This is a genomic window from Cognatundibacterium jejuense (assembly GCF_014284255.1).
Classification (GTDB): Bacteria; Pseudomonadota; Gammaproteobacteria; order Burkholderiales; family Burkholderiaceae_D; genus Undibacterium; species Undibacterium jejuense.
Genome location: NZ_JACOFV010000026.1, coordinates 13,921 through 32,157, shown reverse-complemented (window position 1 = coordinate 32,157; position 18,237 = coordinate 13,921). Strand labels below are relative to the sequence as shown.

Annotated in this window: 19 protein-coding genes and 1 tRNA gene; 11 read left to right on the top strand and 9 right to left on the bottom strand. The window is 45.7% G+C overall.

What is annotated here, in order from left to right; all coding sequences use genetic code 11:
- Positions 1 to 239: 239 nt before the first annotated feature.
- Positions 240 to 1,016, bottom strand: a complete 777-nt coding sequence (locus H8K32_RS19355) for an enoyl-CoA hydratase (protein ID WP_186914204.1) — start codon at positions 1,014 to 1,016, stop codon at positions 240 to 242.
- Between the two features lie 115 nt (positions 1,017 to 1,131).
- Here H8K32_RS19355 and H8K32_RS19350 point away from each other — a divergent pair, with 115 nt between their 5' ends.
- Positions 1,132 to 1,284, top strand: coding sequence for a hypothetical protein (locus H8K32_RS19350; RefSeq protein WP_186914208.1), 153 nt, complete (start codon positions 1,132 to 1,134; stop codon positions 1,282 to 1,284).
- A 1-nt stretch (position 1,285) separates the two neighbouring features.
- On the opposite strand, the gene apaG is transcribed toward H8K32_RS19350, so the two are convergent.
- A complete protein-coding gene (apaG, locus tag H8K32_RS19345) occupies positions 1,286 to 1,660 on the bottom strand; it encodes a Co2+/Mg2+ efflux protein ApaG (RefSeq protein WP_186914206.1) in 375 nt (124 codons plus the stop codon).
- Between the two features lie 190 nt (positions 1,661 to 1,850).
- Here apaG and rpe point away from each other — a divergent pair, with 190 nt between their 5' ends.
- From rpe to trpC, 6 genes are all read left to right on the top strand, one after another.
- Positions 1,851 to 2,516, top strand: coding sequence for a ribulose-phosphate 3-epimerase (rpe, locus tag H8K32_RS19340; protein WP_186914203.1), 666 nt, complete (start codon positions 1,851 to 1,853; stop codon positions 2,514 to 2,516).
- Positions 2,517 to 2,644: 128 nt separating this feature from the next.
- Positions 2,645 to 3,331 carry a phosphoglycolate phosphatase gene (locus H8K32_RS19335; RefSeq protein ID WP_390312045.1) on the top strand — a complete coding sequence of 229 codons (687 nt, stop codon included), beginning with the start codon at positions 2,645 to 2,647 and terminating at the stop codon, positions 3,329 to 3,331.
- Between the two features lie 285 nt (positions 3,332 to 3,616).
- Entirely contained in the window at positions 3,617 to 5,113 is a 1,497-nt protein-coding gene (gene trpE / locus H8K32_RS19330; protein WP_186914201.1) for an anthranilate synthase component I, read from the top strand.
- Entirely contained in the window at positions 5,114 to 5,686 is a 573-nt protein-coding gene (locus H8K32_RS19325; RefSeq protein WP_186914200.1) for an anthranilate synthase component II, read from the top strand.
- Positions 5,683 to 6,714, top strand: coding sequence for an anthranilate phosphoribosyltransferase (gene trpD / locus H8K32_RS19320; RefSeq protein WP_186914199.1), 1,032 nt, complete (start codon positions 5,683 to 5,685; stop codon positions 6,712 to 6,714). The genes H8K32_RS19325 and trpD overlap by 4 nt, the downstream gene beginning before the upstream one ends.
- A 1-nt stretch (position 6,715) precedes the next feature.
- Complete coding sequence (gene trpC / locus H8K32_RS19315; RefSeq protein WP_186914198.1) at positions 6,716 to 7,516, top strand: indole-3-glycerol phosphate synthase TrpC; 801 nt, start codon at positions 6,716 to 6,718, stop codon at positions 7,514 to 7,516.
- A 371-nt stretch (positions 7,517 to 7,887) separates the two neighbouring features.
- Here the strand turns inward: trpC and H8K32_RS19310 are convergent, their stop codons facing one another.
- The 5 genes from H8K32_RS19310 to H8K32_RS19290 form a co-directional block, all read right to left on the bottom strand.
- A complete protein-coding gene (locus tag H8K32_RS19310) occupies positions 7,888 to 9,759 on the bottom strand; it encodes a M61 family metallopeptidase (protein WP_186914197.1) in 1,872 nt (623 codons plus the stop codon).
- Positions 9,760 to 9,798: 39 nt separating this feature from the next.
- Positions 9,799 to 10,251 (bottom strand): DUF3429 domain-containing protein, encoded by a 453-nt coding sequence (locus tag H8K32_RS19305; protein ID WP_186914196.1) that lies wholly within the window; start codon positions 10,249 to 10,251, stop codon positions 9,799 to 9,801.
- A 160-nt stretch (positions 10,252 to 10,411) separates the two neighbouring features.
- Entirely contained in the window at positions 10,412 to 11,011 is a 600-nt protein-coding gene (locus H8K32_RS19300) for a nucleotidyltransferase family protein (protein ID WP_186914195.1), read from the bottom strand.
- Positions 11,012 to 11,056: 45 nt separating this feature from the next.
- Positions 11,057 to 11,767 (bottom strand): DsbC family protein, encoded by a 711-nt coding sequence (locus H8K32_RS19295; RefSeq protein WP_246447512.1) that lies wholly within the window; start codon positions 11,765 to 11,767, stop codon positions 11,057 to 11,059.
- A 93-nt stretch (positions 11,768 to 11,860) separates the two neighbouring features.
- Positions 11,861 to 13,057 carry a UbiH/UbiF family hydroxylase gene (locus H8K32_RS19290; RefSeq protein ID WP_186914193.1) on the bottom strand — a complete coding sequence of 399 codons (1,197 nt, stop codon included), beginning with the start codon at positions 13,055 to 13,057 and terminating at the stop codon, positions 11,861 to 11,863.
- Positions 13,058 to 13,221: 164 nt separating this feature from the next.
- Between H8K32_RS19290 and H8K32_RS19285 the strand changes: the two genes are divergently transcribed.
- Positions 13,222 to 13,297: transfer RNA gene (locus H8K32_RS19285), tRNA-Phe, on the top strand.
- A gap of 160 nt (positions 13,298 to 13,457) precedes the next feature.
- On the opposite strand, the gene H8K32_RS19280 is transcribed toward H8K32_RS19285, so the two are convergent.
- Together H8K32_RS19280 and H8K32_RS19275 are read right to left on the bottom strand one after the other, a co-directional pair.
- Complete coding sequence (locus tag H8K32_RS19280; RefSeq protein WP_186914192.1) at positions 13,458 to 13,964, bottom strand: antirestriction protein ArdA; 507 nt, start codon at positions 13,962 to 13,964, stop codon at positions 13,458 to 13,460.
- A 738-nt stretch (positions 13,965 to 14,702) separates the two neighbouring features.
- Positions 14,703 to 14,930 carry a hypothetical protein gene (locus H8K32_RS19275; RefSeq protein WP_186914207.1) on the bottom strand — a complete coding sequence of 76 codons (228 nt, stop codon included), beginning with the start codon at positions 14,928 to 14,930 and terminating at the stop codon, positions 14,703 to 14,705.
- A 329-nt stretch (positions 14,931 to 15,259) separates the two neighbouring features.
- On the opposite strand from H8K32_RS19275, the gene H8K32_RS19270 reads away from it, so the two are divergent.
- The 3 genes from H8K32_RS19270 (at position 15,260) to H8K32_RS19260 (ending at position 17,952) form a co-directional block, all read left to right on the top strand.
- Positions 15,260 to 16,252: a helix-turn-helix transcriptional regulator gene (locus H8K32_RS19270; protein ID WP_186914191.1), complete on the top strand. Its 993-nt coding sequence runs from the start codon at positions 15,260 to 15,262 to the stop codon at positions 16,250 to 16,252.
- Positions 16,253 to 16,404: 152 nt separating this feature from the next.
- Complete coding sequence (locus H8K32_RS19265) at positions 16,405 to 17,478, top strand: hypothetical protein (protein WP_186914190.1); 1,074 nt, start codon at positions 16,405 to 16,407, stop codon at positions 17,476 to 17,478.
- A gap of 75 nt (positions 17,479 to 17,553) precedes the next feature.
- Complete coding sequence (locus H8K32_RS19260) at positions 17,554 to 17,952, top strand: hypothetical protein (RefSeq protein WP_186914189.1); 399 nt, start codon at positions 17,554 to 17,556, stop codon at positions 17,950 to 17,952.
- The last annotated feature ends 285 nt before the right edge of the window (positions 17,953 to 18,237 follow it).

Below are 18,237 nucleotides of genomic sequence, written 5' to 3'. Positions count from 1 at the left end.
GTTGTGTTCGTTTGCAGCAGAGAAGCGAGATTATGCAGCACTTTATTTACCCTGTCAACTCCCTGATTGCTTTTGCTGTTCTTTCTGGTGAAACATGTCGCTTTCGCGTCATTTCTACCTGATCAAACCGCCGGAGTTACCTGGCTGCTGCCTTCTTCTTGCTTCCCGTTTTAGCGGGAGGCGAACTATAGCAAAGTTCGCCCCATGAAAGCAAGGGAATATGAAAATAATTTAGATTGTTATTGATTTTTAAACGCCGCAGGACGTTTTTCCATAAACGCTTTCATGCCTTCTTTTTGATCTTCCGTTCCAAAGCTCGCCTGGAATAAACGCCGCTCGAAATGCACGCCTTCGGATAAAGTTGTTTCGTATGCGCGGTTCACGGATTCTTTGATCATCATAATGATAGGCAAAGACATGCCAGCAATCGTATTGGCTGCGGTCAACGTTTCTTCCATTAATTTATCCAATGGAACAACACGTGAAACCAAACCTGCACGCTCTGCTTCGACCGCATCCATCATACGAGCAGTCAGGCACATGTCCATGGCTTTGGATTTTGAGATAGCACGTGGCAAACGTTGCGTACCACCAGCGCCAGGCAAAGTACCCAATTTGATTTCTGGTTGACCGAACTTCGCATTGTCAGCGGCAATAATGAAATCGCACATCATCGCTAATTCACACCCACCACCCAAAGCGTATCCTGCAACCGCGGCTATCACTGGCTTACGAATCTGACGAATCGTTTCCCAATTGCGAGTGATATAGTCCTCTTTATAGGTATCCATGAACGTGTAGTTCGCCATGGCAGCAATATCAGCGCCAGCGGCAAAAGCTTTTTCACTGCCGGTGATCACGATACACTGGATCGCTTCATCTTTATCGAAGCTCTTCAAAGCGTGACCTAATTCAGTCATTAATTGATCATTCAGGGCATTCAATGCCTTTGGACGATTTAAGGTAATTAAACCAACTTTATCTTTGGCTTCTACAATGATGCATTCGAATTCCATAAATACTCCTATATAGTGTGTGATAAGTACGTGCTGAATTATTTGCTATTTAATCGGCGATTTAATCCGCTACTACCGATAACTCAATTTAATATCTGAACTAAAGATACTCGATATGTCTGCAATGTTAATACTGGTACTGGAAGCTGGCTTTGCTTTAGGTCTGTTGATTTTCTTCGTTTGGTGGACCATGTTTTCTGGTCGCAAACCGGAACAAACAAATAAAATACGACCAAAACGTAAGCCTACAAACAAAAAGCCTGAATAAATCAATGCAGGGTGCGTGGCAGCGATAAGACAAATTCGGGTATTTCAGCCTCAAAACGATGCCCATCTTCAGCGACACAGAAATACTCCCCCTTCATACTACCTTGCGGGGTTTTTAATGAACTGCCACTGGTATATTCAAAACTTTGCCCCGGCGGTAAGAAGGGCTGATGCCCGACGACACCCAGACCTTTCACTTCTTCCACTTGATTCTTAGCATCAGTAATGACCCAGTGGCGTGAAATGACTTGCGCGGCGACAGTGCCTGTATTTTTGATTGTAATTGTGTAAGCAAACACAAAATTGTCCTGCGCAGGATCAGACTGTTCCTGTAAATATTTAGTCACTACGGTGACGCTCATTTCGTATGCTGCCATGTTTGCCCCTATTGGCTCTTTGATACCGATCATGATCGGCGTTGATACAAACTCATTTGTTGTTGCCATCTATGTTTTAAAATGCATTTTGTGCATCTGACAGCAAAACACCATTGTGCCAGAGGAATGCTGAGACGGCACGAGAGACGCAAGGTAAAATAGCATATCTTCCATCTGCACGACCTACACTATGACTACCTACCGCATTGCCCCTAGTATTCTTTCCGCTGATTTTGCCCGCTTGGGTGAAGAAGTACGCAACGTTGTCGCTGCCGGCGCGGATATGATCCACTTCGACGTGATGGATAATCATTACGTTCCTAATCTGACCATCGGCCCATTGGTATGTGAGGCCATCCGCCCGCATGTGCAAGTGCCTATCGATGTACATCTGATGGTGAAACCTGTTGATCGTATCATTCCGGATTTTGCTAAAGCTGGGGCAAATATCATTACTTTCCATCCAGAGGGTTCTGAGCACATTGATCGCAGCTTGCAATTAATCCGCGACCACGGTTGCAAAGCAGGTCTGGTGTTAAATCCAGCCACCTCGCTCAGTGTGCTCGAACACGTGATGGATAAACTCGATATTATTTTGCTCATGTCAGTCAATCCGGGCTTTGGCGGTCAGTCATTCATTCCGCACACTCTAAAAAAAATCGCTGCTGTTCGCAAACTGATTGATGAATCAGGAAGAGATATCCTGTTAGAAGTCGATGGTGGCGTCAAAATTGACAATATCGCCGAAATCGCTGCCGCTGGTGCGGATACATTTGTCGCTGGCTCGGCTATCTTTGGTAAGCCAGATTACAAAGCGGTGATTGACGCAATGCGTTCAGAGTTGAGCAACATCTGAGCAAAACCAGCATATTCACACCAAACTTGAGTATTAATGCGGGCTTCAGGGCAAAAAGCCGCCACGAAGCCCGTCAATACTAAGCGTCCCTGAAGCATTAATCTTCGCCCTTTCTGCAAAAATTGACTATGTTTTCTGATATCCAGGCACTCATCATTGATCTCGATGGCACCATGCTCGACACGGCCCCTGATTTTCTGATGGCGATCAATCGTATGCGCGCTGAATTTGCGCTGCCACCGATCAGCCTGGATATGATCAAAACCATGGTAGGCAAAGGTTCTGAGCACTTGATTCAACAAGTATTAGCAATCGATTTTGATGCAGAACAAAGTCGTCAGCATTTCAACGCAGCGATGGGGTCTTATCAACGCCATTATCTGGCAATCAATGGCGATCAAGCCACGCTTTACCCAGATGTCATTGCGGGTTTGCAAGCAATGCGTGCACAAAGTTTGCGATTGGCTTGCGTGACCAATAAGCCATTGGCATTTGCCCGTCCTTTGATGCAAAAGAAAGGCCTTTCCGGATATTTTGAAGTGATTTTTGGCGGCGATTCTTTTCCACGTAAAAAACCAGACCCCATGCCCTTGTCAGAGGTCTGCAAGTTATTTGGCCTGCCACCAGCACAGGTTGTTGCCATTGGCGATTCCAGTAACGACGCGCAAGCTGCCCGAGCAGCTGGTTGCCCGGTGCTGACGGTACCGTATGGTTACAACCACGGTGAAGCTATACAAAATATTCAAAGTGATGGTATAGTCGAAACCTTGTTGGAAGCAGCACAACTGCTGGCAGCAAACCGTAATACAAAATAACCAATTAATTTCACCTCATTCCACTCACGAATGTTTCTCGATAACAAACGTCCGACAATGACACCAGGCGCCTTTGAGGCCTGGCTATGGCGACGCTGGCAATTCTCTTAATCTCAGAATGCCGCGAGTGGCTGTGCACATCCTCAGCACATCTTCTTGTTTGTTTTATCAATCTAATTTATCCGCCCCTACTTCTGATGCGTGCATTGTTGCCCGTATCGCTGAACTACAGCATAGAGCACACCACGTGCATCTGGAGCTAAGGCTGGCGGCTGAAAGAAAACCATGACCGAACTCGAATTCAAATCGCTGGCCGCGCAAGGCTACAACCGTATTCCGATGATTGCGGAAGCATTCGCTGATCTGGAAACCCCGCTGACGCTATATTTAAAACTCGCTCAGTCACAAAAGGCCGGAAAAAATACCTTCCTGCTCGAATCCGTGATGGGTGGCGAACGCTTTGGCCGCTACTCGTTTATCGGCTTACCAGCGCAAACGCTGGTGCGTAGCTTTGGCGACAAGATTGAAGTCGTCACTGATGGAAAAGTGGTTGAAACACATCAAAAAAATCCACTCGACTTTATCGCTGAATTTCAGGGTCGTTTCAACGTAGCGATGCGCCCTGGTCTGCCACGTTTTTGCGGCGGTCTGGCTGGCTATTTTGGCTATGACGCGGTACGTCATGTCGAAAAACGGTTGGCAGGTAAAGCACCAAAAGATGATTTGGGCTTGCCTGAAATTCAATTGCTACTGACCGAAGAATTGGCCGTCATCGATAATGTTTCTGGCAAGCTGTATCTGATTGTCTACGCCGATCCCACCCAGCCAGAAGCCTGGTCAAAAGCCCGACAACGCCTGCGCGACTTACGCGCGATGTTACGCCGTAGCGTCGATGCTCCTGTCACTTCAGCGTCTGTGCGTACCGAATCTATCCGTGATTTCGCCAAAGAAGATTACTTAAAAGCGGTAGAAAAAGCTAAAGAGTACATCATGGCGGGTGACTTGATGCAAGTGCAAGTGGGTCAGCGTATCAAGAAGCCGTATGTCGATTCGCCGCTTTCTTTGTACCGTGCATTACGCTCTTTAAATCCGTCACCGTACATGTATTTCTATAATTTCGGCGATATGCAAATCATTGGCGCGTCACCAGAAATTTTAGTCCGCAACGAAACACTCAATGACGGCAGTAAAAAAGTCACGATCCGCCCACTCGCTGGCACCCGCCCACGCGGTGCCACACCTGAGCGCGATGCAGAACTCGCTAAAGAATTATTAGCCGATCCAAAAGAAATTGCCGAACACGTCATGTTGATCGATTTAGCCCGCAATGATATCGGCCGTATCGCTACCACAGGCAGTGTCAAAGTCACCGATCAGATGGTGATTGAAAAATACTCGCATGTGCAACACATCGTTTCTAATGTAGAAGGTATTTTGCAGCCACATTTGACGAATTTGGATGTATTCAAAGCCAGCTTCCCGGCGGGTACGTTGTCAGGGGCTCCCAAAGTCCGCGCGATGGAATTAATTGATGAGCTGGAACCTGTCAAACGCGGCATCTATGGTGGCGCCTGTGGTTACTTGTCGTTCGGCGGCGAAATGGATTTAGCCATCGCCATCCGCACAGGTGTGTTGAAAGACGGCATGTTGTACGTGCAAGCTGCCGCTGGTGTCGTTGCCGACTCAGTGCCAGAAATGGAATGGCAAGAAACAGAAAACAAAGCCCGCGCCGTATTGCGTGCCGCGGAACAAGTACAAGATGGCCTGGATGGAGAAATTTAAATGTTATTAATGATCGACAACTACGATTCCTTTACCTATAACCTCGTGCAGTATTTTGCCGAGTTGGGTGAAGATGTGCGCACCTTCCGCAACGATGAAATCACACTGGAAGAAATCGCAGCCCTAAAACCTGATCGTATTTGCATTTCTCCTGGTCCATGTACACCGCATGAAGCAGGCATTTCCATCCCAGTGATTGAACGTTTTGCCGGAGAAATCCCCATTCTGGGCGTCTGCCTTGGGCATCAAAGTATAGGTGCAGCGTTTGGTGGCAACATCATTCGCGCCAAACAAGTTATGCATGGCAAAACGTCTGTCATTGCACATACGGGCGTCGGTGTTTTTAAAGACTTGCCAAGTCCTTACACGATTATTCGCTATCACTCATTGGCCATTGAGCGTGCCAGTTTGCCAGATTGCTTAGAAGTAACCGCCTGGACTGATGACGGTGAAATCATGGGCGTACGCCATAAAGAATTTGATTTGCAGGGAGTACAGTTTCACCCTGAATCCATTTTGTCTGAGCATGGCCATGCTTTGCTGAAAAACTTTTTGACTGGAACTGCATCATGACCATTTCTCAACAAGAAGCATTAACACGTCTGATCGAACACCGTGAAATTTTTCATGATGAAATGCTGTATCTATTCCGCCAATTGATGGGCGGTGAGTTATCCCCCGTGATGATCACTGCGCTAACCATGGGATTGCGGGTTAAAAAAGAAAGCATAGGCGAAATCACCGCCGCAGCGCAGGTCATGCGTGAATTCTCGACCAAAGTACCACTTGCCAACACGCAAAACATGATTGATATCGTCGGCACAGGTGGCGATGGGGCAAATACGTTCAATATTTCGACTGCCTCGATGTTTGTCGTAGCAGCAGCAGGCGCGCGCGTCGCCAAGCACGGTGGGCGTAGTGTGTCTTCGTCGTCCGGTAGCGCCGATGTACTGGAATCGTTGGGCGCGAATATCAATCTCAAGCCAGAGCAAATTGCCCAATCCATCGCACAAACCGGCATCGGCTTTATGTTTGCACCTAACCACCATGGCGCAATGAAACACGCCGCACCGGTTCGTAAAGAATTAGGCGTACGGACAATTTTTAACATCTTGGGCCCTCTGACTAATCCGGCTGGTGCACCTAATATTTTGATGGGTGTGTTCCATCCTGATCTGGTGGGTATTCAAGTACGTGTTCTGCAACGCCTTGGCGCACAACACGCGCTGGTGGTCTGGGGTCGCGACAATATGGATGAGGTTTCACTCGGCGCACCAACCATGGTCGGTGAATTAGTGAATGGCGAAATCCGCGAATACGATATTCACCCTGAAGACTTTGGCTTGCAAATGGTGTCCAATCGCAATCTGCGCGTAGAAGGTGCAGTTGAATCACGTGAAAAAATCTTAGAAGTGATGAATAACGTCGATGGTCCGGCACGCGACATCGTTGCACTCAATGCCGGTACGGCGTTGTACGGCGCCGGCGTTGCCAACTCGATTGCAGATGGTGTCAAGAAAGCACAAGCAACCATCGCCTCTGGATCGGCTCTCACCAAACTGCAACAATTCATCAGCGTCACTCAGCAACTCGGAAAATAATATGTCAGACATACTCAATAAAATTCTCGACGTCAAAAAGGATGAGGTCGCTGCCGCAAAGAAATATCAATCCCTGATCAGCCTGCGCGATGAAGTGGAATCTGATCACGATGCACGTGGACAGATTCGCGGATTTGAAACTGCTTTGCGTAATAAGGTTGCGGCAGGTCAGGCAGCTGTTATTGCCGAAGTAAAAAAAGCATCACCATCGAAAGGTATTTTGCGCGCTGACTTCAAACCAGCAGAAATTGCACAAAGCTATGCCCAACATGGTGCAGCGTGTTTGTCTGTATTAACGGATGTGAATTTCTTCCAGGGCGCGCCGGAGTACCTGCAGCAAGCACGAGCAGCGTGCGCTATTCCGGCTTTACGTAAAGATTTCATGATCGATCCTTACCAGATTTATCAAGCCAGAAAATGGGGCGCCGACGCGATACTGTTGATCGTTGCCGCCTTGGATCACGGCTTGATGGCGGATTTGGAAGCTTGTGCACACGAGCTGGGAATGAGCGTCTTGGTTGAGGTTCACAATGCAGAAGAACTCGATGCTGCACTCAAATTAAAAACCGCGCTACTGGGTATCAACAACCGCAATCTGCGTACTTTTGAAGTCACATTAGATACAACATTAGGTTTGTTACCACGTATCTCACAAGATAAATTGGTGATCACAGAGTCAGGCATTTTGAATGCAGCAGACGTGAAGCGTATGCGTGACGCGAATGTCCACAGCTTCCTGGTGGGGGAAGCATTTATGCGTGCGGAGAATCCTGGGGCGGAATTGCAGAAGTTGTTTTTTTGATTTTATGTGCTGCGTGCAAGCCCCCTTATATTTTCGAATTTGAGACTTTCAAATCTAAGTGGATCGCACTTCGTAGAACCAAGCCGGGGGTGGCCCGGCAGCCACTTTCTTTTCTTTGCGTCGCCAAAGAAAAGAAAGCAAAAGAAAGGCGACGCTGAGACTTTGCCCTACGGGTGCCGTCACTGCGTGTCGGAACAATTTGTCTAAAGCGGTGAAAGTCAAAAACGACATTACGATTGAAACGGACAAACGATCAGGCGAATGCAACTCTCGCCGCTCCATGTTCGATCTGCAACGGCGGTGACTCCCGCATACAAAAAAGCCGCTTGCGCAGTGATACGCAAACGGCTTTTTTTATCAACTCAATTAACTTAACGCTTCGCAGCCTTCTTATATGTAGGACGTGCTATCGCCAATGCCGCTTGATGAGCAACTTCCAGTGTTAAGTGGTTAGTCGGCACATCATCCGCTTGCAGTTTGGCTTTCACCACCAGCAATTCATCACGACGAAAAGCGTGAATCTCAACCACTTCACCAACACGATAACGAGCAAGTGCCGTGTTGAGCCCATCAGTTGCGTCGGCAGCAGTAACACGCAAACCGTTGATCGCGATGATCACATCTAAGGCTGACAAACCAGCCAAATGTGCGGCACGACCTTCGAACGCATTGCCGATTTTGCAGTCGTTTCCATCGCGTACGACCTTAACGCCCAGGCTGGCTTTTTTGCTTGCAGCGCCAGCATCAAGATTTACACCAAAATCAGCGTAGAGTTTTGCCAGAGGCACGTCATCAGTTCCGCGTACATGCTTGTCGATAAAACGACGGACATTCACACCAGTTGCTTGTTCGATCAATGCTTCGATCTCATTTTCAGGCAAACCTTGCTGTGTACCGTTTAAGCTGCGGCTATAGAAATCACGCCCAAATTTTTGCCATAAAGCACGCATCACATCATCAAGCGATTTTTTGCCTTGTGTTTCTGCACGTATCGTCAAATCCAATCCCAATGCGACCAAGGAACCCTTGGTGTAATAACTAACGATGGCGTTTGGTGAGTTTTCATCCTGACGATAATATTTGGTCCAGGCATCAAAGCTAGATTCAGCGACACTTTGTTTTAAACGGCCGCTGCCACGTGTCACCATATTGATGGTTTTCGAAATCAGCTTCAGGTAAGCTGATTCATCAATCGTGCCAGCGCGTACCAGCATCAAATCGTCGTAGTAGCTGGTGAAGCCTTCGAATAGCCACAACAAACTGGTGTAGTTTTCATGACGCAAATCATAGCTGGCAAATGCCGCGGGTTTGATGCGCTTGACGTTCCAGGTATGGAAATATTCATGACTGCACAAGCCCAAAAAGCCTTTGTAGCCTTCGCTCATTTCTGGCTGGTGCTTGACTGGAATATCGTTGCGATTGCAAATCAATGCAGTTGAAGCGCGGTGCTCCAAACCTCCATAGCCCTCACCCACTACCATGGTCATGAACACATAGCGGTCCATCGGGGCTTTTTTTGTGCGCGGCTCAAAAAAGGCGATCTGGGTTTCGCAAATTTTTTGTACGTCTGCGACCATGCGGTCCATGTCCATATTCGGTACTTTACCGGTCACCACAAAATCATGTGGCACACCGTGCGCCTCAAAACTGGCAAGCGCAAAATCACCGGTTTCTACTGGATGATCGATCAATTCATCGTAATTGGCAGCGATATAAGTACCAAATCCATAGCGTTTGGCTTTCAGTTCCGGCAAGGATGTGGCGACACGCCAGGTTTTGCAGGCAACATCGGCAGAGCGTTGAATATCAACGATATGTGGTACCGATTCCTGGCCATGCACACTCAAAAATACGCTGGTACCGTTAAAGAAACCATGCGATTGATCCAGATGCGCTGCGCGAACAGATAAATCCCAGGCATAGACTTCATACACGATAGTCAGTGCAGACTTACAAGGAGCAGCTTGCCAGGTATGTTTATCAAGCTTTTTAAGGGCGATTTTTTTACCCTCGCAGGTGGCTTTAATTTGCACGATATTACGTGCAAATTCACGCACCATGTAGCTGCCTGGTATCCACGCAGGTAAGCTGACGATCTGGCCTTCAGCATCTGGATGGGCGATTTCCAGCGTGACTTCAAATACGTGACCTGCCAGATCTTTCGGCACGATTGCATATTGAATTGGTGCTGCTTTATGACTTGGTGTTGTTGTTTGTCTCTTAATTTGCGTCGTCTTTGCCATGCTCAACGATCTTTCTGATAATAATTATGTGTAGTGAAGTTAAATGCGCACATTCGCAGCGATGAAGGTGAATATCTGTGCAGTGACTACCACGCGGGTAAGTTGCAAGCGCAAATCAATAAACCAGGTCGGGACAGCATAGCTTTGGTAGAGTTTTTTATCGATCTTGTAAGCAGCAATAAATCCCACTACTTGTACTAAAAATCCAATCAGCAAATTCACCAGAGAACACCAGGCAATAATCGTCGGGATCACACCCCAGATTAAGGCTTTGCGGGTCTCTTCAATGTCTTCACCTCTGGCCATAATCGTGATGCCCCAATGCACACCACCAAGAAACGACAAAATCGCAATACCATAGGCAAGCTGAGCACGAACAAAATTATTGAGTAAGTCCACTGGTACCAACCAACAAGCTGCCGTCAACAAAATAAAAGGGATGAGGCCAGCAAAGCCAAGTCGGATAGCAAGTTTTTGATTCAGAATATTCATAATGTCCCGCGGTTACCGCCCAAAAAACGTACGCAAAAAACACGTGCAAAACCGATTTCGTACTAAAGACGAAAACCGCTATTCTAAGAGGAAAACGTAGAGTTAGATATATCTGATCGTAAATGAAGGACATATCCGGATAAAAGATTGACGAAGAAGTTCAGATTTTAGGTAGATATGTCTGCAAATCGGCGGGATTATCAATATCCTGAAGAATACCAGGATCATTCACCACAACTTCCAGCACTGGATATTTTTGCAATAGCATGCGTGCACCCTGATCACCAGTGAGGCCCAATAACTCAGGTAAATGATGGTGGGAGAACCCCACTGGATGCCCGCGGCGCCCCCCAAAAACTGGCACGACAATATCTGCGCCATTCTGTAAAGCTTGCAATACCAGTGCAATGGTCGTCTGCTGCACAAACGGCATATCAGCCAAAGCAACAATCCACCCGGCACTAACTTTGGTATGTCGCAACGCCGCCGTCAGGGATGCGGCCATACCTTCATCTGCTTCTGAACAAATTAAAACCGGATAGTTACTTTGCTGTAGTTGCTGTATCAATTGCTGGTTATCGGGACGCACAACCACACAAAGATCAGGTAAAACGGCTTGCAATTGCGCTGCGCTCCGGCAAGCAATGCTGGACCCGCCAGGGAGAATTTGGCGTAATTTATCCTCATCCCCCAGCGGATCAAAGCGACGCCCACGTCCTGCGGCCAGTAAAATCCCTGTCCAGTTTGCGGGTATCGTCATCAACAATCTCGTTAAATAGATAAGCGGAGAAATGAGTTGAAAATATTAATTTGCCTTGCCAGACTTCAGGCTGGCAAATTTTTCTTCCAAGGCTTTAGCATCCATAGCACCAGGAACACGGGTTCCATCCATAAAGAAAATAGCGGGTGTGCCACGTATATTCAATTTATGGCCTAACTCCAATACTTTTTCATTTGGCGTCACACAATTGGCAGGGGCATTCGGCGCGACTTTGCCGTTAATCATCCATTCATCCCACGCCTTGTTGCGGTCAGCGGAGCACCAGATGTTTTTGGACTTCACTGTCGAATCTTCGGCAAGAATATTGTACATAAACGTATAGACGGTGATGTTGTCCATCCCTGCCAGAGTCTGACGGAAACGTTTGCAGTAGCCGCAATTGGGATCTTCAAACACAGCAATCACGCGCTTCCCATCACCTTTGACCGTTTTCAAAGCCATTTCCAATGGCAAATCAGAGAATTTAATTTTGTTGATTTCATCCACTCGCGCACGGGTGTAGTTGGCACCAGTTCTCGTATCGATTACGTTACCAATAAATAAAAACTGCGCTTTGTCATCTGTGTAGAGCACTTCTGAACCAACTCTGACTTCATACAAACCGGCATACGGCGTTTTAGTCACGGAATCAACCTTAACGCCGTCACCTAATCGTGGCTCTACCAATTTTTTGATCGCTACTTCTTGCGGCGTCTGAGCTACCACCAAGCCAGCCATTGAGAACGTAACGGCCATCGTCAAACCTGCCATACATTGCTTTAAATCCATTTTGATTCCTTGTGTGACCACCATGCTTCAAAGGTCATTTACATTCATATATTGCAATGTTTATTTACTGCCCATTGCGTGAGAGATTAATTTGCCTTTTATGACTGGTAAACGGTTCAGTAAGTTCAATCCAAAATTACGTGCCAGACGCAATGGTGCCAGATCTGAGCCAAACAAGCGCGCCAGACCGTCGGTGGTCATTTGCATCAGAAACACTTCTTCTTTGCGGGCGCGACGATAGCGCTCCAGCAACCGGGCATCGCCGCAATCACGATGATCTTCACGCGCTTTGACCAATTCCAACAGACTAGCAACATCCCCGAAGCCCAGATTCATGCCATGCCCCGCTAGTGGGTGTACGACGTGTGCCGCGTCCCCAATGAGCGCCACACGTTGCCCGATCATGCTATGCGGGCGCATCAGCGTCAATGGAAACGCTTTAATGTCTTCTGGCAGCACTGGCGTTAAATGACCCAATACATCCAGACAATATTCTTCAAGACGAGCCACCAAGGCCGACAGAGGCTCACGCAGCAAAGTATCAGCCAATGTATCTGGCGCAGACCAGACTAAAGAAACCCGGTTACCCGGCAAAGGCAACAAGGCAATAATACCCAGCTTTTCAACAAACCATTGATGGGCAACACCATGATGCGGTTTTTCACATTCAAAATTCGTGACCACGCCTTTTTGACCATAAGAACGATAATCAAGACCAATATCACATTGACCACGCACCCAGGATTGCGAACCGTCAGCCCCCACCACCAGACTCGCCTTGATCGATGCGCCATCTTCCAACATCACCACGGCAGCATCTTCCTGCCATTGCATTTGCTTTGCCTGACCAGTCACCAGCGTCAAGTTTTGGGCAAACTTCATCGCGGTATCGAGCGCGTGATTTAAATTTCTATCTTCAACAATCCACGCCAATTCTTCGCTACGGGCACCATAGGCATCAAAACCCAATTGGCCATCCTCAGGCGCATTACCACCTTTAACCTGCATTTCAGTGACAGGCGCCACACGCTGCAAATCCAGCGCATCCCACACTTTCAAGGAGGACAACAATGTATGCGCAACATGGTTAAGAGCAAACACCCGGACATCCCAGTCCGCCGACACCGGCGTCGGCGCAGCACTGCGACACAACACCGCCACCCGCAAACCCGCTTGCGCAAAACCCAATGCCGCCGCTTTACCTACCGCGCCATTACCAACAATACAAATATCACAATCATGAACCTGAGCCGTCATAACCAGACCTTCCGCATAGACAATCCCACCATTATACGCCCCTCAGTCACCACTGCAGATGAGCCACATCAAGCCCCATACCAAGCCCCGCGCCCAGCAAGAAAAAGCTTTTTTCGGCCAAGGGCTTGCTTTTCATCGAACTCATCTCTATAATGCGTGGTCTTGGCCTGGTAGCTCAGTCGGTAGAGCAGAGGATTGAAAATCCTTGTGTCGGTGGTTCGATTCCGCCCCGGGCCACCAAGTACATCAAGGGTTAGAGCCGTAGTAGGCACTAACCCTTTTTTGTTTTTTGGTGTCTAGGCTACGTATAGGCTACGCCGTAGCCTATCAAAATTTTCAATCAAAACACGTTCTTTCTGTAGGCAAGTCCAACCTGCCCGCCTTGTCCACGTTATTTTGACTAAATGCTTGAAGCATTGGTGCATGTCCAGGTTGTGCCTTCAAAATCAAACTCGTATAAGTCGCCACCCATTTCGCAGTCTCGCGCATATTTTTCGTAATTAATATAAGCACGCACTGATTCCGGAACGTCGTTTAAGTAGAATTCATCAAACAGATTTTCTGCTACGTCTTTCAAACTGCCTTCGGACAAATTCACATCTTCCAGCTTATCCAAAGCATTTTCCAAGTTATAGCCTGAAACACTGCACAAGTAATACAAGGCTGTTTTTTCATGTTCGGCTAAATCTGCAATGGTTTCAAACCATCGGTTTAAATTGGCTTGATTGATGCCACACGCTGAAAACAACTCGCAATTGTCACCATCTATGAATTGAATTTCAAACTCCTCTACAGAGTTGCCAAAGGCGTCCAGCAGGTTTTCTGAATTCTCGGTGTATGACTCCAATGTCTCAAAGTAAAAACCGACTGCATCCAAGCTATAAGGCTGTGCGAAAAATGTGCTCATGGTGTTCTCTGCTTTCGTATCGTTTTTAGGCTGGTTGAGCCTGAAGTTGATTTTGACTTGCTCTGTTTTTGCAGACTTCACAACCCGTTTATCTGCATCATTTTTGAGTCGTTTCGCCTAAGCCACGAATGGCATGGCTGGACAAGAAGCAATGCAAGCAATTTGTCAAAATCGCAGTCGTAACGAAGAGAGAACCGATTGCAGAAAATCCCGAAGGGGAATGCTTGTGTTGATTCGCAGACGTGCAAATCTTGGCGTTTTTAGCGAGACGAGAAAAAGGTGTTGCAGATAGATTGACGGGCAAAAATAGAGATGCCGTGGAATTGGCTTGGGGGGGCTGCTGTTGAAGATTTTATTGCGGAGGTTTAGGAATCGGCTTGGGCTACTTGGACAAACTGAACAATGGCTTAGATTTGCATTTTTTCAAAAAAGAGCAGAACCGTGAAAGCCTTACTGAATAAGGCTCTTATTTTCAAACCATTGCAGGCATTGACTTTCAGCCGAGTAGAACCATGCAAACCTTATTAATCAGGGATTTTCAGCGAAAAAACTGGTTCTGCTCAAATCATGGAAGTTTGGTACATGTAAAAAGCGCAGTAGTCTTTCTGCTCTTCTTCTTTATATCAATTATTTAGAGTAGAACCGCAGAACCTGTAGGGAAAGTTATGCCGAACAAGGCTTTCAAGGTTCTACACTGATTTTTTTCGCCGCAGAACCGAGCAGAACCAATGGGAAATTTCAATCAATAACCCTGGCAACTTCAGCACCGCAAGCTTTGCATTTTCCAGACAATATAAGCGTTCCTGATTTCACTGAACCAGAATAATTGGTGATGGTGGTTACACCCCTGCATTCACCACAATATACATTTTCCAGCAGTTGATTACGGAAATTCAATGGAATTGCCATCCACATTTTTTTTGCGGTGGGTGTGAATTGGGGTAGGTGAAAAACGTTATTTTCCATTTGACTTAACCAAAAGATGCCGTAAAGAAATTTTTCAATATTTGTCCCAATTTAGTTCACAAGCATATCCAAGTTGTCATTTTTGCGCTAAATTGACCTAAATTTAGGATAGTTTTCATCAATATTAAAAATACTTGCTATAGGCGCGGCATATGAAAGCTACTTTAATTTAGCTCGACTTGCTATCGTCGGAGAATAGTTATCACGATTAGCTGAAATAAATATCCCAAATTTCGATCTAGGTAATACTGGAATCGGTAATTACAATAGTTTTGCCAACGCTGGAATGAGTAACTTTATTTTAACGTATTGACTGCAATGTGATTTTTATGAATGAAATAAACAATTTATTGCTGGATATTTATCATGCAAGTCAGAATACGTGCGTTTCTGAATTTTCAGACAAAATTTTTTCGCTTATAAAAAGAGAAATTAATTTTGATTCAGGTGGATTCTGCGATTTTAACACTTCGGATACTTCTGGAATAAAACTGCTATCTGCTGCGGCTCATAATATTTCCACCTACGATAAATTACACGCAAGACAAAACTATCTTGAACCTGAATTTGTAGAAGGACAAAATAAATTAACCAGTGCAGATCCGTCATTAGCAATGGCATTTAAAAATAAAGGAAATTCAGTCACCTTATCGGTTTATGACAAGGGCATCAAATCAAATGTTGCTGCTTATGGAATAAAAACGGAATGCATTCAAACCATGGTTATGGTACTCGCGCCGCCAATGCCAAATCGATTTCAAACGCTCTCACTTTGGCGACGCAAAAATAATGCTGAATACGTTCAAAACGATAATTGTAAAGCGAATATTATCTTCCCCCATGTATTTCAAGCCTTTGCCATTAACCGACAAATACATAGAATAAGTGAAGTAAAAAATCCGGTAAATGGCACTGCAATTTGTTCACTAGAAGGTGCGCTTCTTTTTATAGATGATGTTGCAGAAGATTTTTTATTCAAAGAATTTCATACATGGATTCCGCCATTTCTTCCTTCGATTTTGTTAGAAAACTTAGGATCAACATCAGAAAGAATTTATATCGGAAAGATGTTCGTTCTGACTGCTAGGCGTCAAAAAGATTTGTTGTTTTTAAATTTCAGAAAAACGATGACCTTTGAAAATTTATCGCCAACGGAGTTAGTCATTGCTGAGATGTTGGTTCGTAATGAAACATACAAAGCAATCGCCCAGAAACTAGGTAATCAACCTGCGACAGTAAGAAATCAGGCTCATAGCATTTACTCGAAATTCGGGATTTCTGGCAAGGCCGAACTGGCTAAAATAATTAATCAAATCAGGTGATTTATTTAAAGGCGAAATTTACCAGAATCTCCTAAGTTACGATTCAGAACACCCACTATAGAACATGTGTTCTATATCTAGTTTAACTTTCTCCAAATAGTATTTTGACTTATTTGCAAGCAAATTAATTTAAACTATTGTATGGGGATAACATGAAGCTAAAAATCGTAGTTGGGACACTAATTGCACTTACTCTTGCAGCCTGTGGTGGTGGCGGGAATGGGAGTAATACGACAAGCACAAATTCTGGAAGTGGCTCAGGAAGTGGCAGTAGTGGCGGCACTGGTGGCACGATAACTAACTGTGCGATTGCCAATACTCATCCATTGATAGCTGTAGCCCTAACTGGTGGAGCCGGTTCTGCGCAATTTTCCAATGGTGGCACGACATTAACGTATTCGGGTAATTTATCTGGCACATTGAATCTGGTCCAGGACGCGAATGCCCCAGCACCTTTGAATAAAGCTTGCATGGATAGTACAGGGAATTCCAACACTAGCATGCGCACGGTCATGCAAAGCAATGGTGCGTTAGGTGTTTCGCATACGCTCGTCAATGGAAATGATCAGCCTGTCTTCCTGATGGATAGTACCGCATTAGCTTCTAATACCAATCTTGGAGCTTTGCAAGGCACTTATAATGTGCTTCGCTATCAGCATGACACCGGAAGCACTCCTGCTCAGACCCGCATGTCCTATGCCACCATCACGATTGATAACCTCGGCAATTGGAGTATGTGCAAAAATACTTCTACCTGTTCCACTGCGACAGCGACTGGTAATTTCGCCGCACATTCTGGCAGTAGTTATGCCTTCGATCTTTCATCTGGTGGTTTAGTACGAGCGACTGCATTTATGGTAGGTACTGGTGCGAATAGCACACTGGTGGTGACAGAAAATGATACAGGTGGTGGCGGGATTGTGACGGGTATGTGGTTAGGCGTACCCCAAACCGCGTGGAACCCTGTGGCTGGAAGTTACGTCCTAAACACCACCGATGGTATTCAAAATCCATTAACAGCATCCTTACAAAACCTTATTGTAAAAAGCCAAAACATCGCATTGACAGCCAATACTCCTATCACTGGCATTGCTACAGCTACGGTGTCGGACGGTACGATCAACTACCTCATTTCTTCTCCAGCAGGTCTGCTAGTGACTGGCAATAATACTGGCAATAACTTCGCCAATGGTCCCGCATATTTCTCGTTCGGTGTCATGCCTTAATTTAATCAGTCTTACCAATAGTCCCGCATAGATTCATCAATTCTGTGCGGCATTAAATAGTGAAAGGGAAAAAACATGCGTGAAGTAACAGGCGTTCTAACAATGTTGGGTAGTGGCACATCTAGTGTCAATCAAATCGGCAAATCATTTACACACTACGACACTATAGAAATTGGTGATCAGATTTTGCAAAAACTGAGAACCACACGAAGTCTGAACGATTTCATTGAGCGGGGTCTTGGTCGTGAAGTTACTTTGTATTTGATTGGCAATCGGATTATTGGCGTCAAGCTACCCGATAGAAAATTGTATTACTGGAGACGAAGTAAAACTGTCGTATTCATTTGCGTAGTGTTGATTCCTTTGTGGGGAATAGGACTGATTTACGCATTGCTGCTCAGAGATGATCTTCGCCATATCTTAGGTGCTCAACCAAAACTGGCAGCGATGGGTGGCATTCCTTTGAAGATCTGATTAATATAAGGCGTAAGAAACCCATGCCAACAATGACTTTATCAGAAGAATGTTGTTGGTACTAGTTCTTATGGAGCCTTGATTAAATCATTTTCATAAATTTGAACAAAACTGCCAAACAGAAATTACAACTTAGCCATTTAAAAATGAGGGACAAAAACCACAAAAAAATACTTTAAAACATTCTTTTTATTCAAAATAAATTAAATGCACTGTATATTTAAACAGTTAAATTTACTTGGTACAAGCCTGACTATTTTTGCTTCAGACAATAAAATTTTCTTG

Coding starts and splice junctions, on each gene's coding strand:
- H8K32_RS19305 (WP_186914196.1), bottom strand. CDS start 10,251: ATGAATATTCTGAATCAAAAACTTGCTATCCGACTTGGCTTTGCTGGC.
- H8K32_RS19265 (WP_186914190.1), top strand. CDS start 16,405: ATGAAGCTAAAAATCGTAGTTGGGACACTAATTGCACTTACTCTTGCA.
- apaG (WP_186914206.1), bottom strand. CDS start 1,660: ATGGCAGCATACGAAATGAGCGTCACCGTAGTGACTAAATATTTACAG.
- trpC (WP_186914198.1), top strand. CDS start 6,716: ATGTCAGACATACTCAATAAAATTCTCGACGTCAAAAAGGATGAGGTC.
- H8K32_RS19290 (WP_186914193.1), bottom strand. CDS start 13,057: ATGACGGCTCAGGTTCATGATTGTGATATTTGTATTGTTGGTAATGGC.
- trpE (WP_186914201.1), top strand. CDS start 3,617: ATGACCGAACTCGAATTCAAATCGCTGGCCGCGCAAGGCTACAACCGT.
- H8K32_RS19270 (WP_186914191.1), top strand. CDS start 15,260: ATGAATGAAATAAACAATTTATTGCTGGATATTTATCATGCAAGTCAG.
- H8K32_RS19350 (WP_186914208.1), top strand. CDS start 1,132: ATGTCTGCAATGTTAATACTGGTACTGGAAGCTGGCTTTGCTTTAGGT.
- H8K32_RS19275 (WP_186914207.1), bottom strand. CDS start 14,930: ATGGAAAATAACGTTTTTCACCTACCCCAATTCACACCCACCGCAAAA.
- H8K32_RS19295 (WP_246447512.1), bottom strand. CDS start 11,767: ATGGCCGTTACGTTCTCAATGGCTGGCTTGGTGGTAGCTCAGACGCCG.
- H8K32_RS19300 (WP_186914195.1), bottom strand. CDS start 11,011: ATGACGATACCCGCAAACTGGACAGGGATTTTACTGGCCGCAGGACGT.
- H8K32_RS19310 (WP_186914197.1), bottom strand. CDS start 9,759: ATGGCAAAGACGACGCAAATTAAGAGACAAACAACAACACCAAGTCAT.
- H8K32_RS19335 (WP_390312045.1), top strand. CDS start 2,645: ATGTTTTCTGATATCCAGGCACTCATCATTGATCTCGATGGCACCATG.
- rpe (WP_186914203.1), top strand. CDS start 1,851: ATGACTACCTACCGCATTGCCCCTAGTATTCTTTCCGCTGATTTTGCC.
- H8K32_RS19325 (WP_186914200.1), top strand. CDS start 5,114: ATGTTATTAATGATCGACAACTACGATTCCTTTACCTATAACCTCGTG.
- H8K32_RS19260 (WP_186914189.1), top strand. CDS start 17,554: ATGCGTGAAGTAACAGGCGTTCTAACAATGTTGGGTAGTGGCACATCT.
- trpD (WP_186914199.1), top strand. CDS start 5,683: ATGACCATTTCTCAACAAGAAGCATTAACACGTCTGATCGAACACCGT.
- H8K32_RS19355 (WP_186914204.1), bottom strand. CDS start 1,016: ATGGAATTCGAATGCATCATTGTAGAAGCCAAAGATAAAGTTGGTTTA.
- H8K32_RS19280 (WP_186914192.1), bottom strand. CDS start 13,964: ATGAGCACATTTTTCGCACAGCCTTATAGCTTGGATGCAGTCGGTTTT.